A 15485-nucleotide genomic window follows, 5' to 3' on the forward strand; every position below is an offset into this window, starting at 1 on the left:
CTGCAGGACCGAACAGCGCAGGACCGAACAGCGCAGGACCGAACGCGTGGCGGATCATCGCAGCTGCGGCCTCGTCCTCCTGAGACCGGCCGTCCCCGCGCCGGACCACCGGTCCCGGTAGACGTTATCGCTGTACTCAGGCCAGGCGGCCGTCCCCGCGCGCCGGGGCTGCCGGTGGCGATCTCGCGGTAGCGGTAGGCGTACGACGGCCCTCGACGCGCGCCCATCGCGCAGACCGTGGCGGCCCGCGACGCGCGCCCATCGCGCAGACCGTGGCGGCCCGGAACCTGGCCTCCTCGGTCCCAGAGCTCCCGCTTACGCGCTACAGGCCGTACGCCACCGCGCGTGCTGGTCGTTCGCGTCATCACGCGCCCAGAGCGCCAGCAGTTTCAGCGAATCGTAGGCGGCCGTGCCGGGCTCGGGGTTGAAGACCAGGATCGACAGGTCCGGGTCGGCAGCCAGATAGAGGCTCTCGTACGGCAGGTCCATGCGGCCGACGACCGGGTGGTCGACCGGCTTGATCCCACTCGAGTGGCGATGCACGTTCTGGGACGCCCATCGGGTGGCGAACTCGTCATTGTCGAGCAGGTCCTCGATGAGGTCGGCGAGGTCGTGATCGTGCGGCTGCACGCCGAGCTCCGCGCGCAGGATCGCGGCGATGTTGTCAGCGACAGAACTCCAGTCGACCCACAGCGCACGGGCCGCCGCCTCGTTCCGGAAGTGGAACCAGGCGGCGTTCACCGGGTCGCGGGTACCGTCGTACATCGGCGCGTACAGGGCCCGGCCCACCAGATTGGCCGCGACGATGTCCAGGCGCTTGTTCAGCGCGAACGCCGGCACGTCACCGAGCGCGTCCAGCAGGTACTGCACCTGCGGCCGCACGTGCCGCACGATCCGCACAGGTGCGCCGCCCTCGCTCGAAGCCAGAAACAGCCGGCCAAGGTGCTCACGCTCGACGTCGTCGAGACGCAGCACCCGCGCGACGGCGTTGATGACCGACGGCGACGCGCCCGCCGCGTCGCCACGCTCCAGGCGCGTGTAGTACTCGACGCTGATGCCCGCCAGCAGAGCAACCTCCTCCCGGCGCAGCCCCTTCACCCTGCGCCGCAGGTCGCGCCCGGGGATGCCGACGTCGCCGGGACTCACGCGGGCGCGACGAGTCACCAGGAAATCGCGGATCCGAGCGCGAATCTCTCTGTTGTCAGCCATACCTCCAGGTTATGAGCCTGAGCCTGGCCCGAGGACTCCCTTCTCAGTGCCCCTCACCGCCGCGAAATCCATGCCCCATTGACCCCGGACCCGCGTCCCGACAACGCCTGACCAAACAACACGGCCCGCCCCAGCCACCCCTAGGCATCCAGCTGCCTATCCTCGCCCCCGACACCCGGCCGCCTGTCCCCGCCCCCAGCACCCGGCCGCCTATCCTCGCCACCAGCCACCCAGCGAACCCGGCAGCCCCGGCACCCGGTACTCGCCGCGCGAGCCCAGCGGCCCAGGACTGGGGCCCGGAACCCTGCACCTCCGCCAGCCCAGCGGCCCAGGGCCGGCGCCCGGGACCCTGCACCCGCGCCAGCCCAGCAACACAGAACCCTGCACCCGGCCCGCTACCGCCTGGCCCAGCCCGCCTTCACCACCCCAGCGGCCCAGGGCCGGCGCCCGGAACCCTGCACCTCCGCCAGCCCAGCGGCCCGGCACCCGGAACCCGGCACCATCGCCTGGCCCAGCCCGCCTTCACCGCTCCCCAGCGGTTCCATGACGCGTGGGCCGACCCCTCATCGCCTGACACTCGCCCACGCTTTTGCTACCCGCCCGGTTACCGTTCGACGTGCCCTGCGAACGTCCGCTCCCGCACCCCAGCCCACGCTCAGCCGACGACCTAAGCCGCCTCCGTACACGCGCTGCCGACCACACGCCCGACCAGCCCGTTCACCGCACCACCCCATACGCCGAGCCGACGCCCAAGCCTGACCTCGATGGCCCGGTACAGCCAGTCCGTATGGACCTCCCCGGCCTGGCACCTACCGGGACCAGGGTGGGGCATCGACCGCCGACTACCGCCCCGTGCGGCTGGCCACGATCACCTGCACCGCGTGCTCCAACGCGTACGCCGGGTCCGCTCCCCCACCCTTGACCTGCTCATCCGCACCCGCCACAGCCTGGATCGCCCTGGACAGCCCTTCAGGCCCCCACCCGTTCAGCTGCCGCTTCACTCGATCGACCTTCCACGGCGGCATGCCAACATGGCTGGCCAACTGTCCGCCTCGGAGGTTGCGCGGTGCGCTGCCGACCTTGGCCAGCGACCGCAGGCCCCCGGCAAGTGCACTCACCAGCAGTACGGGCGCGACCCCGGTGCCGAGAGCCCACCGCAGTTGCTCCAGCGCGTCGGCCAATCGCCCCTCGACAGCGGAGTCGGCCACGTTGAACCCGGTGACCTCGGCCCGGCCCTTGTGATAGCGGGCCACGGCGGCCGCGCTGATCGTCTTGTCCTCCGTGTCGAACACCAGCTGGCTGCACGCCGCCGCCAGCTCCCGCAGGTCGTTGCCCACGGCATCAAGCAACGCCTGGGCCGCGTCCCCGGAGATGCCCCGCCCGGCCCGCTTGAACTCCCCCTTGATGAAGTCCAGCCGCTCCCCCGCCTTGGTGATTTTGTTGACCGTGACCACCGTGGCCCCGGCCTTCTTCACCCCGTCGACCAGCGCCTTCCCCTTCACCCCGCCCGGGTGCGACAGGACGAGCACGGTGTCGTCGGAGGGCTGTTTGGCATAGGTGACGACCTCGGTGATGACGTCCTTGGAAAGATCCTGAGCCGACCGGATCACCACCACGGAACGATCGCCGAAGAGCGACGGAGAGGTCAGCTGCGTCAGCTCACCGACCGCGACCTTCCCGCCCATGAGGTCTTGCACCTCGGCTTGCGTGTCGCCGGCCCGCGCCGCCGCGACGACGCTGCTCACCGCCCGCTCGGCCAGCAGCTCCTCATCACCGAGGACCAGGGTCACAGGTGCTGGATCGGTTCCCGCCATGTCAGGCAGCATGCCATGCGTCACCGACAACCCGGTACTCGGAGCACACCCCGTACACGCCACCGGGCCCTGACGCTCTTCGCGGCTCCGGCCCGCACCGCAACCCTCAGACCCGGCCCGCAACCCTCAGGCCCGATCCACAGCCCTCAGACCCGATCCACAGCCCTCAGACCCGATCCGCAACCCTCAGACCCGATCCGGAGCATGCACTGTCGCGAACACAACGGAAACGACCACGCGCAGCCCCAGCCCTCACGGCTATAGGCTCCGGACACCCACCCGCGCAGCTGAGGGTTCGCCGCCGCCTGTACCCACCAGACGGACCAAGTGCCTCTGGACACGCTCACCTGAGGCCCTGCGGTCCAAGGCGGGACCGCCCGCTCCGGGCACCATGGCGGGGACGGGCTGTGGAGGCAACGAGCTGTGGAGGCAACGAGCTGTGGGGCCACGGGCTGGCGGGCCACGGGGTGGGGAGCACGGGTGGGGAGCCACGGGTGCAGGTCCACGGGTGCAGGGCCACGGGTGCAGGGCCACGGGTGCAGGGCCACGGGTGCAGGGCCACGGGTGCAGGGCCACGGGCCACGGGGACTACGGGCCGCGGGGAACCACTGCCATCCGCCCCTCCCGCTCCACGATGGCAAGGTCGCCGGACTGGTCGGTCCGGTAGACGCTGGCTCCCAGCCGACGCAGGATGGCAAGCGTGGACAAGGCGGGATGGCCGTAGTCGTTGTCGGCGCCCACGCTGATCAAGGCCGCCCGTGCGCCGACAGCCGACAAGAAGGCCGGGGATTGCCGGTTGGACCCATGGTGCGGGGTCTTGAGGATGTCGGCCTGTACCGCAGTCCGGCGCAACAGCTCATCCTGCGCCTCCGTCTCCAGATCACCGCTGAGCAGAACGGATCCGGACCGCCAGCGTACGTGGACGACCACGCTGGAGTTGTTGATCGCGCTACCCTCCCCCTGCCCGCTCATCTCGCCCAAGGTGGGATCAGGACCCAGCACGGTCAGCTCTGACGGGCCGAAGCGCCACCGAGTTCCGGGTGAGGCCGTCCATTGCGGTATCCCACGGCGTGCCAGCGTGGCCGAGAGATGCGCGATGGCTCGCGCGTTCGTGGGCTGCGGGCTGACGACCACGGCGCCGACGCGGCGGTCGCGGAGTACGCCGGGGAGGCCGTTCACATGGTCGGCGTGCGGATGGGTGAGGATCAGGAGGGGTACGTCATCGACGCCGATCCTGCGCAGGCACCGATCCATGACGATCGGATCAGGCCCGGTGTCGACCACGATCCCTCTTCCCGGTCCCGCCGCCACGACGAGCCCGTCCCCCTGCCCAACGTCACACATCACCATCAACCACCCCTTGGGCGGCCAGGAGCCGACGATGGGCCGGATCACCAGTACGGCGGCCAAGACCGCCCCGGCCACGGTCACCGCCACGGCCCTCCACGCCCTGCGTCGCAGGATCGGCACGGCGATCGCCACCGCGAGCAGCAGCAACCCCAATCCCGGGAGCCCGCCTGGCCACGGCACGGTGGCGAAAGGCAGGTTCACTGCCCAGCGGGCGACGATGATGATCCATCCGACTGCGTAACCGGCCGGGACGACGAGAAGCTCCGCGCCGCCGGACCATACGGGCGCCACCAGGGCGGCGCCGAAACCGAGCAACGTCGCAGGGGCCACCGCCGGGGCGACGAGCAGGTTGGCGATCACGGCGACGGGCGTCAACTGCCCCGACATCAGCACCAGAATGGGCGTCACCGCCACCTGCGCGGCCACCGGCACGACAACCGCCTCAGCCATCCAGCGCGGCCACCGATACGGCACCCTGGAGCCGCCCCCAGTCGTCGACGGCAGAGCCCGCTCCGACTGGAGCTCAGGATTCGACTGCAGGCTGTTGTCTGGACGCAGGCTTCGGTCCGGGCGCAGGCTGTGGTCAGGCTGCATGCCGAGGTTCGGGCGCAGGCTTCGGTCGAGGCACAGGCTGTGGTCCCGATGCAGGTCGGGCGCGGGGTCAGGGCCCACAGTTCGGCCTGGGTGCAGACTTCCATCCGCATGCAGGCTGTGGTTCGGGCGGGGGGTGTGTTGTCGCCGCAGACCTGGCTCATCCTGTGGGTCACGATCAGGGTGCTTGGTGTGTCTTGTGTTGTTCTGATCGTCGGTGTCGTCCTCGGCTTTTGCGGGTGACAGGCGGTCGCGCCAGCGTGGGGCGAGGATGAGGATTCCGGCCGTGGCTGCTACCGAGAGGGCGAAGCCGTACGAACGGGCTAGTTCTGGGGCGAACAGCACCAGGAGGAGGACCGTTGCCGACAGGGCCGCGAGGCCGTCCTTTGCTCGGCCTGTGCCCAGTGCAATGGCGGCGGCAAGGCCCATCAGGAGGGCGCGTAGAACGCTTGGCGAGGGGCGGGCAACCACGGCGAACGCGAGCATCGCGATGGCAGCGAATACAGCCCTCACCGGGAGGGAGAGCCCGATGAGGCGGGAGAGGGCGAGGGCGGCGCCTGCCACGATTGCGAGGTTTGCTCCGCTCACTGCGTTCAAGTGGCTCAGGCCGGCCTCCTTGAGGTCGGACGACACTTGGGGATCCATGCGTGAGACGTCGCCGACGACCAAACCCGGCAGGAGGCCTTGCTGGTCCGCGGGGAGGGTGGCGGCGGCCGCCCGTAGGCCCGATCTGAGGCTGCCCGCGGCTGTTTGGAGCATGGACGGGGGTGTCAGGACTCGTGGCGGACCTTGCACCAGGAGGATGGCTGCTACGAGGTCGCCTGGGGTTGGCTTGGCCAGGCGGCCGGTCACTTCGACGTGCTGGCTGGGGAGCAGGGTGCTCCAGTCGTGTCCGTTGGCGAAGACGGTGATGGGGACGTTGACGGCCTGGCGGTTGCCGACTGTTTGGATGATCTCCAGGGTGGCCGGGATCACGTAGCTCTCTTGGTTGAAGTGACCGCTTCTGCTTTGTCTGCGCTTGGGGTCGTCCGTTAGGGCGATCTGGGCCTTGATAGAGGTGTTCTTCTTGGCCAAGTCGGCTGTTGGGCCGGTGGTCAGGGCGTGGACCCTGAGGGCGATCGACGCTGAGGCAGCGGCCGCGCAGATGAGGGTGGCAATGGTGATGTTGCGCCAGGGGGTGGGGTGAGGTGGTCGCCGTGTGTCCCGTTGGGGGTGCGGGTTCTGATGCTGGTTGGTCTTGTCGGAAGGGAGGCAAGGTTCTCGCCACGTCCGCAGGGGTGGGGAGGGTGGATCCCATGCAGGGTGGTCGGTGTTGGTGGGTGACTGTGAACGTCCAACCGTGGACCACGGATGCCGATTCGTGAGCTTGGCGAGCTTGCTGGCCAGACTCGTCAGCAAGATCGGGGAGTGGGTGGGCCAGGGCCAGATGCGGCTGGCGAGGTGCTGGGCGGGCATGTTCCCGCGCTTGGCGGCCCAGTCCTCGCACCGGATGGCCGGGTCCCCGTGCTGGGTGGTTGAGCCTTCGTGCCGGGTGGCCGGGTCCCCGTGCTGGGTGGTTGAGCCGTCGTGCCGGGTGGCCGGGTCCCCGTGCTGGGTGGTTGAGCCGTCGTGCCGGGTGGCCGGGTCCCCGTGTTGGGTGGTCCGGGTGGTGGGTGCTTGCTGGGATGGGAGGCGGGTGCGCCGCAGTATGGGTCGGGCGGGCCAGGCTACGGCTGCTGCGGCCAAGGCTGTGGACAGGGCGACGATCAGGGCTGTGCGGGCGGAGCAGCCGAGTAGGACCAAGGCACTTGCCCAGGCGGCCAGTGCGGGGAGGATGAGGGGCCAGGTGTGTTCACGCTGGGCAGTGTCGGGATCGGGGTGAGTGGCTTCGGTGTTCGTGCTGGCTCCGTCGGAAAACCTGGCGTTGTCGGCAGGCCGGGCGCTGTCGGCAGGCCGGGCGCTGTCGGCAGGCCGGGCGCTGTCGGCAGGCCGGGCGTTGTCGGCAGGCCGGGCGTTGTCGAGTGGAGAGTTGGTGTTGTCTCGGCTTGGGGGTGTTGGGCGGGTGTCGTCGGTACGCGGGGTGGCCATGTCAGACGCGGACCTTTGGCTTGAGTTCGTCGTACTTTCGTGGGCCTATGCCGGTCACCTCGCGTAGTTGTTCGACGGTGGTGAAGCCGCCGTGGGTGTCTCGGAACTGGGCTATGCGGGCTGCCAGGACTTCGCCCACTCCTGGGAGTTGTTCGAGTTGGTCGGTTGTGGCGGAGTTGAGGTCGAGCACGGTGGTGGCCGGGTCTGTGATGGGTGAGGCTTGGGTTGCCTGGCCGGCGGGGGTGCCTACGACTATCTGTTCGCCGTCGATCAGGCGTCTGGCGAGGTTGAGTGCGCCTGTGGAGGCGCCGCGGGACACTCCTCCGGCTGCTGTCACCGCGTCCGTGACTCGGGCGCCTGTGGGGAGTAGGTAGACGCCCGGTTTGCGGATCTTGCCGGTGACGTGGACGGTCACCTTGGCGACGGCGGTCGGGGACGGCGACCTTGGTGGGTGTGAGATCGGGGTGGGAGGCGGCAATGGCTCCGGTGAAGGCTGGGAGCGCCAGAGGAAGAACGCTGCTACGGCTGCGGCGAGGGCTCCCAAGGCCAGCAGGACTCGGAGGCCGGGCTTGCCTGGGTCGAGGGCTGGGGCCTGGGAGGTGAGGGCTGCGCGGAATGCCTGGAAGGTGGGTGGTACGGGGGCGGGCCCGCGCTTTTGGTCGGGTGGTGGTGATGCGTTTGATCGTTGGTTGGGGATTTGGTGGGATGCGCGTGAGGTGACGGCATCATCGTGGTCATGTCCCTCCGGAGGCGTTCTTGAGGGATTGTCGTTCCAGCGGCTTTCCTCGCCCTCGCCTGATGCTGCGGGTGCAGCGTCCTCCCAGCGGCTTCCCTGGCGCAGGGTGGTGAGGGCGGCATCGTCCCAAGCTTCTCCCTCACGGGGCTCGGTTGAAGGCTGTCCGGGTTGGTGTGCTGAGGCGTGGTTCCGCGCCTGGGCCCCGGCCGTTGGCTCGGTCATGGCGCCAGTGAGCCGACCGAGAGAGCGGCGGGAGCGGCGGGTCGGCGCGGTGATCGACCGTAGCCGGGACTCGGCTATGGTCCGCTCCGCCGTGGGGTCGGGGGTTCGCACGGCTGAGAACGTAGATCCTCAGCGGTTCTCGGCGAGGTCCCGAACCGTGTTCTGGGGATGGGGTGGGAGATGAGCGAAGGGGGTGTGGACAACCAGGTCGGCATGATCGAGGTGAGCGTGGACGTAAGCAAGTTGAGGATCGCGCTCAGGAGGATGCGGGCAGGGCGCGGGGGACTGAAGGACTGCGCAAGAGGCTGAAGGGTCATGCTGAGCGTCGCAGGGCTGGGGGCTGTTGTGTTTGGGGTTGCCGGGCTGGAGGGGTACGCTCGGCCGCCTCAGGGCCGAACGGCTCTGCCGGGCATCGCAGGGCTGGGAAGTTGTAGTGCTGGGCGTCGCCGGACTGGAGGGGCACGCTCGGCCGTCTCAGGGCCGAATGGCTCTTCAAGGCGTCGCAGGGCTGAAGGTGCCGGGCGTTGCTGGGGTGAGGGCCATGCTGGGCGCGGACGGAGGGCCATGCTCGGCGTCGGAAGGCCGAGGGGCCTGCTGGTCGTCAGGGCCGAAGAGCCATGCCGGGCCACGGAGTAAAGGGTCCTGCTGGGCCTCGGAGAGCTAAGGGGCCTGCTGGGCATGTGATGGCTGAGGGTGCTGCTGCGCCGCTGAAGGCCGAGGGTGCTGCTGCGCCTCTGAAGGCTGAGGCTCTGCTCGGGCATGCAGGCTTGAGGGTTCTGCTGGATGTCGCAGGACTGAGGGTTCTGCTGGGCTTCAAGGAGTGAGGGGCCTGCTGGGTGACTGGGGGTATCGGTCCCTCAGGCAAGGTGGTGTGCGTGCGGCCTCGGCAAAAGGTCAGAGGGTGCCGGATGTGACCGTGAGGCCCAGCATGCCGGGCCCCACGTGGACGCCGATCACCGCCCCCACCTCCACCACCCGCAACTCCACCAGCCCGGCCAGCCGCTTCGGCAGGCGTTCTGCCAGGGCCTCGGCGCGGTCGCTCGCCCCCAGGTGCTGTACGGCCACCTCCACGGGCCCCTCGCCCGCAGCGTGGACGGCGAGGTCCTCCAGGCGGGCGATGGCGCGGGAGGATGTGCGGACCTTTTCCAGGAGCGAGATGCGGCCGTCCACGATGTGGAGCAGTGGCTTGATCATGAGGGCCGAGCCGACGAGGGAGGCGGCGGTGCCGATGCGGCCGCTGCGTCGTAAGGCGTCGAGGGTGTCCACGTAGAAGAACGTCCGGGTGGTCTCCATGCAGCGGCGAGCCGCCGCCGCCACCGTCTCCAGGGCGGCTCCGCGAGCGGCGGCGCGGGCGGCGGCCAGGACCGGGTAGCCGAGGCCCATGGCGATCGAGCGGCTGTCGATCACTTCCACGGGCACGGGCGCATCGGACGCGGCAGTCTGGGCGGAATCGGCGATGCCGGACATATCGCGGGAAACGTGGATCGAGATGATTCCTGTCGCGCCCGCGGCCGCCAGGGAGGCGTAGCAGGAGGCGAAGCTCTCCGGGGCGGGGCGGGAGGTGGTGGCCGTGGTGAGGTCGCCGGTGAACAGCGGCTCGTCGTACGAGACCCCGCCGGCGATCACCTGGACGGGGACGACCGTGACACCCGGCACGGCAGGCAGGTAGGCGGTCGAGTCGGTGACCACGGCGACCGAGGGCGGCATAACCCCGAGCGTAACTACTGGACCGGCGTCCCACCCCGCCACACGCGGCGCGGCTTGAGACCGAAGGACCAGGCGAAGGCGCCCTCGTGGTCGGCGTCCCACTGCACGATGTCGGCCAGCCGGCCCGGCGCCAGGACGCCGCGGTCGGGAGCGCCCAGGACGGTGGCGCCGCCGAGGGTGGCCGCGCGCAGGGCGTCGTTGACGCTCATCCCGAACGCCGACACCGCCATGGCGATGACCAGGGACATCGAGGTGATGCCGCAGAAGCCGGGGTTGTGGTCGCTGCCGAGGGCGATCTGGACGCCGTGCTTGATCATCTGGCGGACCGGCGGGAGGTGGCCGCGCTGCAGGGCCGTGGCCGGGCAGACGACGGCGGGCACGCCGTAGCGGGACATGATCGCGATGTCCTCGTCCGACATGTGGTGCAGCCCGTCGGCGGAGGCGCAGCCGAGCTCGGCGGCCAGCTGGACGGCGCCGCGGCGGCTGAAGATGCCGGCGTGGATGCGCGGCAGGAGCCCGACGTTGCGGCCCGAGGCCAGCACCCAGCGGGACTCCTCGGTGGTGAAGTGGCCCTCGTCGCAGTAGACGTCGACGCTGTCGGCGCCCGCCGCGGCGGCGTCGGCGCACCAGGCGCCCACGGCCTCGACGTATTCGCGCTGACGGCCGAAGTATTCGGGTGGCACCACGTGCGCCGCCAGGAAGGTGACGTGCACCCGCGGCATCATCGGCTCCTTCTCCAGCTCGCGCAGGAGCCGCACGTCGGCCAGCTCGCCGTCGCGGGTGAGGTGGTAGCCGGTCTTGGCCTCGACCGTGGTGGTGCCGCTGAGCAGCCAGCCCCGCAGCCGCTCGCGCACGCCGTTGCACAGGGTCCACGGGTCGGTGCCGCGGGTCACGGTGACCGTGGAGCCCACGCCGCCGCCCGCCGCGGTGATCGAGGCGGCGCTGGAGCCGCCGGTGCGGATGGCCAGCTCGGCGTAGCGGTTGCCGGCGTAGACGGGGTGGGTGTGGGCGTCGATGAGACCGGGCGTGACGAGCGCGCCGCCGAGGTTTTCGACGTGGTCGACGTCGACGATGTCGTCGACGACTCCGGGGACGCTCTGCGGGAGGTCTGGCGCGCGCCCGACCCACGCGATGCGGTCGTTGTGCACGAGGATGGCGGCGTTGCTGAGGACCTCGTTACCGGTCCACAGGCGGCCGATGTTGGTCAGCAGTCGAACGGTCACCGCATCACCGCCCTGCGTGAGCCCCCGCCCGCGCACCGGCATGGGCGCAGCGCACAGCTCAGGGGCTGTGCCGCGCCCACTGAGTCCGCTCCGGGTCCGGACGACATGGGGGGTCTCCTGCTCTCATCCGCATCGAGTTGTGCGGTGACCGTATCGCCAGAGTCATGATCCGGCGATTTCAGTTCAGTTACGTTATTTCACAGCTGGGCTTGCTGTACAGGGTTATTCGGAAGAAAGACCACTGATCCCAACCGTCACCCAGCCCCACCTCGTCCCCAAGGCCCCCGTTGACGACTTTGATCACAAGAGTCATCATCCGAAACCTAGACCCAACCCTAGAAACCCGACCGCGTAAGGGGTCTGGCCGATTCTAGCAATCCCAGGGTTCGGGGACCACTGCCGCTTTTGGGTAGCCATGAGTGCTTTGCGGCGAGGGCCACCCCACAACGTAACGTTCGCCGCCGACGTTCCAGCCTGCCACACGCCGCCGTCGCGCCCGACCGGTGTCATCGTTCGCCGACTGTCACGGCAGTCCCGCCCGGACGTGCTCGGCCGGGCGACCCCACCGTACCGCTTGCGTGGGAGTCGCCCGGCCGCAACGACGGAACCGGGGGGTGACCGGAGGGTTAGAAGACCCGCTCCACGGGCTTGCCGACCCGCTCGAGCTCCTGCCACAGACTGGGCAGCACCCGGGCGTGCAGGATCGTGCCGTCCTCCACGTGCTCCACGGAGAGCACCTCGCCCTCCTTGTGGGCCCGGGAGATCAGGTCTCCCCTGTTGTACGGCACCAGCAGCTGGATCTCGTGGTCCAGCCGGGGCAGCTCCCGCTCGATGACCGCCATCAGCTCGGGAATGCCACGGCCGGTCCGCGCCGACACCACGACGCAGTCGCGCTCGCGCCGCATGATCCGGTCGATCACGTCCTGCTCGGCCGCGTCGGCCTTGTTGATCACGACGATCTCGCGGATCTCGGAGGCGCCCTCGATGTCGGCGAGCACCTCGCGCACGGCGGCCAGCTGGCCCTCGGGATCGGGGTGCGAGCCGTCCACCACGTGCAGGATCAGGTCGGCCTCGGCGACCTCCTCCAGCGTCGAACGGAACGCCTCGACGAGCTGGTGCGGCAGGTGCCGCACGAAGCCCACGGTGTCGGCGATCGTGAAGAGCCGGCCTTCGGCCGTGCGCGCCCGGCGTACGGTCGGGTCGAGGGTGGCGAACAGCGCGTCCTCCACCAGCACCCCGGCTCCCGTGACGCGGTTGAGCAGCGAGGACTTCCCCGCGTTGGTGTAGCCGGCGATGGCCACGGCGGGGACCTCGCGCCGCTGGCGCTGGTAGCGCATCGTGTCGCGCGAGGTGGACATGCCGCTGATCTGGCGGCGCAGCTTGGCCATGCGCTCGCGGATGCGGCGCCGGTCCAGCTCGATCTTGGTCTCACCGGGGCCACGGCCGCCGATGCCGACGCCGCCCGCGGCGCGACCGCCGACCTGCCTGGACAGGTTGCCACCCCAGCCGCGCAGGCGGGGCAGCAGGTATTGGAGCTGTGCCAGCTCGACCTGGGCCTTGCCCTCGCGGCTCTTGGCGTGCTGGGCGAAGATGTCGAGGATCAGCGCGGTGCGGTCGATGACCTTGACCTTGACCGTCTCCTCGAGCTGGCGGAGCTGACCGGGGGTCAGCTCGCCGTCGCAGATCACGGTGTCGGCGCCGGTCGACTCGACCACGTCGCGCAGCTCGAGCGCCTTGCCCGAGCCGATGTAGGTGGCCGGATCCGGCTTCTGGCGGCGCTGGATGAGGCCGTCGAGCACCTGCGACCCAGCCGTCTCGGCCAGGAGCTTGAGCTCCAGCAGGGAGTTTTCCGCGTCGTCCACTGTGCCTGACGTCCAGACGCCGACGAGGACGACCCGCTCCAGCCGCAGCTGCCGGTACTCGACCTCGGAGACATCCTGGAGTTCGGTGGAGAGGCCCGCCACGCGGCGCAGCGCCTGGCGCTCCTCGAGGTCCATGTCGCCGGTCTCGAACTCGTCGAGGTCGAGCGCGGTGTAATCGTGCATTCGTGTCATCTCTATTAGGGAACGTCTGGACACCTCGGTGTCTTCCCACGATGGTGGCACGACACCCCCGCCACAATCACCCCCTTATCCGGCAGCCACTGTGACGTCGCCGGATCCGGCCTTGAGCGAGATCTTGTGGGGAGAGGAGCTGTCCTTCTTGACCGAGACGTTCGCGTCGCCGGACCCCACCTGGGTCTTCACGTCGTAGGCCCCGTCGGGGACGCGGAGCACGATGTCCCCGGAGCCGGCCTGCAGTTCGGCGCTGCCGGGCGCGGCGGTGTACTTGAGCTCGATGTTCCCGGACCCCGCCTCCGCGACGACCTTCTTGCCCGCCAGCTCCGCGGCGTCGAGGTCGCCGGAGCCGACGTGTACGCCGAGCTCCCCGGTCAGGCCCCTGAGCGTGATGTTGCCCGAGCCGTTGTCCAGGTCGACGGTCAGCCCTTTGGGGATCTCGATCTTGTAGTCGACGCTGCAGCTGCCCAGGCTCGACGGGCAGTCGTACGAGAGGCGCAGCGCGTCGCCCTCGACGCTGTGCTCCGGCTTCGGCTTGTCGTCGCCGCGCCAGCGCAGCGTCTCGGTGACGCGTACGGCGCTGCCGCCGGTCTCGGTCACCTCGGTATCGCCCGCGCCACTCTTGACCTGCAGCCTGACGACCTTGTCCGTCACCTCGTACGACGCGGTCTCCTCGCTGCTCGGGCCGGCGATGCTCGCCATCCCGCACCCCGTCAACATCAGCGCGGAGGCCAGCAGCCCGCCCGCGATCGCGATGGTCTTCATGCCCCCAATCCTGTCCGGGAAGAACCCCGGCCACATCGGGGATGCCCCCGACGACTCCCCGAAGGAACCCCAACCTTTGACCCGGGACTACCAGGGGAGTAACTTCACTTCCACAATCCAGAAGTCATTTTCCACGAAGCGGAAAGGCACCCCATGGAGATCACCGGCCCGATGCTCGACCGGTTCGACGAGATCCTCACTCCTGAGGCGCTCGATTTCGTGGCGACTCTCCAGCGGGAGTTCGGCGCCAGGCGGCTGGAGCTGCTGGAGGCCCGTCAGGCGCGGCAGGCGGAGCTGTCCGCGGGCGGCCTGCTCGACTTCCTGCCGGAGACGAAGCAGGTCAGGGAGGCCGACTGGCAGGTCGCGCCGCCCGCGCCCGGTCTGGAGGACCGCCGGGTGGAGATCACCGGCCCGGTCGACAAGAAGATGACCATCAACGCGCTCAACTCCGGCGCCAAGGTCTGGCTGGCCGACTTCGAGGACGCCCACTCGCCGCTCTGGGAGAACTGCGTGAGCGGCCACCTCAACCTGCGCGACGCGCTCGACCGCGCGATCGACTTCGAGACCGGCGGCAAGTCGTACGCGCTCAGGCCCGACGACGAGCTGGCCACGGTCGTCGTGCGCCCGCGCGGCTGGCACCTGGACGAGAAGCACGCCCAGGTGGACGGGCAGCCGGTCTCGGGCTCGCTGTTCGACTTCGGGCTCTACTTCTTCCACTGCGCCCAGCGGCAGATCGACAAGGGCAAGGGGCCGTACTTCTACCTGCCCAAGATGGAGTCCCATCTGGAGGCGCGGCTCTGGAACGACGTGTTCACCAGGGCTCAGGAGCTCCTCGGCATCCCGCACGGCACGATCAGGGCGACCGTCCTCATCGAGACCTACCCGGCCGCGTTCGAGATGGAGGAGATCCTGTACGAGCTCCGCGACCACTCGGCGGGCCTCAACGCGGGCCGCTGGGACTACCTGTTCAGCGTGATCAAGAAGTTCCGGACCCGGGGCCGCGAGTTCCTGCTGCCCGAGCGGAACGCGGTCACGATGACGGCCCCGTTCATGCGCGCGTACACCGAACTGCTGGTGCGCACCTGCCACAAGCGCGGCGCGCACGCCATCGGCGGGATGGCGGCCTTCATCCCCTCGCGGCGCGACCCCGAGGTGAACGCCGTGGCGCTGGAGAAGGTGCGGGCGGACAAGACGCGCGAGTCGGGCGACGGCTTCGACGGCTCGTGGGTGGCGCACCCCGACCTGGTGCCGGTGTGCCGTGAGGTGTTCGACGGCGTGCTGGGGTCGCGGCCCAACCAACTCGACCGGCTGCGCGAGGACGTCAGCGTGACCGCGGCCGAGCTGCTGGCCGTCTCCGAGACGCCGGGCGAGATCACCGAGACCGGGCTGCGCAACAACGTGGACGTGGCGCTGCGCTACCTCGCCGCCTGGATGGGCGGCCTGGGCGCGGTGGCGATCCACAACCTCATGGAGGACGCCGCCACCGCCGAGATCTCGCGCTCGCAGATCTGGCAGTGGATCCACAACGACATCACGCTCGCCGACACGGGCGCCCAGGTGACGAAGGAACTGGTCGAGCAGATCATCGCGGAGGAGCTCGCCAGGATCGCCGAGGAGCCCGGCCACGACGACAAGCTGTACGGTCAGGCGACCGCGCTGTTCAAGCAGGTGGCGCTGGACGACGACTTCGCCGAGTTCCTGACGCTTCCCGCCTATGCTCAAATGCCGTAGAACTAGGAAAAAG

Annotated in this window: 9 protein-coding genes; 1 reads left to right on the forward strand and 8 read right to left on the reverse strand. The window is 69.7% G+C overall.

Annotation, left to right across the window (positions count from 1 at the left end; translation table 11 throughout):
- Window positions 1-315 precede the first annotated feature (315 nt).
- The 8 genes from ACWEPL_RS07310 to ACWEPL_RS07345 all read right to left on the reverse strand — a co-directional run bounded on the left by ACWEPL_RS07310 (window position 316) and on the right by ACWEPL_RS07345 (window position 13741).
- The gene (locus ACWEPL_RS07310; protein ID WP_452435481.1) at window positions 316-1209 is read right to left on the reverse strand and encodes a helix-turn-helix transcriptional regulator; all 894 of its coding nucleotides are present in this window, start codon (window positions 1207-1209) and stop codon (window positions 316-318) included.
- 842 nt (window positions 1210-2051) lie between these two features.
- Window positions 2052-3023, reverse strand: a complete 972-nt coding sequence (gene holA / locus ACWEPL_RS07315; RefSeq protein WP_452435482.1) for a DNA polymerase III subunit delta — start codon at window positions 3021-3023, stop codon at window positions 2052-2054.
- A gap of 588 nt (window positions 3024-3611) precedes the next feature.
- On the reverse strand, window positions 3612-6038 hold the full coding sequence (locus ACWEPL_RS07320) for a ComEC/Rec2 family competence protein (protein WP_452435483.1): 2427 nt from the start codon (window positions 6036-6038) through the stop codon (window positions 3612-3614).
- A gap of 994 nt (window positions 6039-7032) precedes the next feature.
- On the reverse strand, window positions 7033-7446 hold the full coding sequence (locus ACWEPL_RS07325) for a ComEA family DNA-binding protein (protein WP_363967514.1): 414 nt from the start codon (window positions 7444-7446) through the stop codon (window positions 7033-7035).
- A gap of 1437 nt (window positions 7447-8883) precedes the next feature.
- Window positions 8884-9696 carry a DegV family protein gene (locus ACWEPL_RS07330; protein WP_452435484.1) on the reverse strand — a complete coding sequence of 271 codons (813 nt, stop codon included), beginning with the start codon at window positions 9694-9696 and terminating at the stop codon, window positions 8884-8886.
- 14 nt (window positions 9697-9710) lie between these two features.
- Entirely contained in the window at window positions 9711-10919 is a 1209-nt protein-coding gene (hutI, locus tag ACWEPL_RS07335; protein ID WP_350724877.1) for an imidazolonepropionase, read from the reverse strand.
- A gap of 626 nt (window positions 10920-11545) precedes the next feature.
- Window positions 11546-12964 (reverse strand): GTPase HflX, encoded by a 1419-nt coding sequence (hflX, locus tag ACWEPL_RS07340; RefSeq protein WP_435054224.1) that lies wholly within the window; start codon window positions 12962-12964, stop codon window positions 11546-11548.
- An 84-nt stretch (window positions 12965-13048) separates the two neighbouring features.
- The gene (locus ACWEPL_RS07345; RefSeq protein WP_363967518.1) at window positions 13049-13741 is read right to left on the reverse strand and encodes a DUF4097 family beta strand repeat-containing protein; all 693 of its coding nucleotides are present in this window, start codon (window positions 13739-13741) and stop codon (window positions 13049-13051) included.
- Between the two features lie 153 nt (window positions 13742-13894).
- On the opposite strand from ACWEPL_RS07345, the gene aceB reads away from it, so the two are divergent.
- On the forward strand, window positions 13895-15472 hold the full coding sequence (gene aceB / locus ACWEPL_RS07350; RefSeq protein WP_452435485.1) for a malate synthase A: 1578 nt from the start codon (window positions 13895-13897) through the stop codon (window positions 15470-15472).
- Window positions 15473-15485: the final 13 nt, after the last annotated feature.

The sequence above is a fragment of the Nonomuraea sp. NPDC004186 genome, assembly GCF_053603495.1.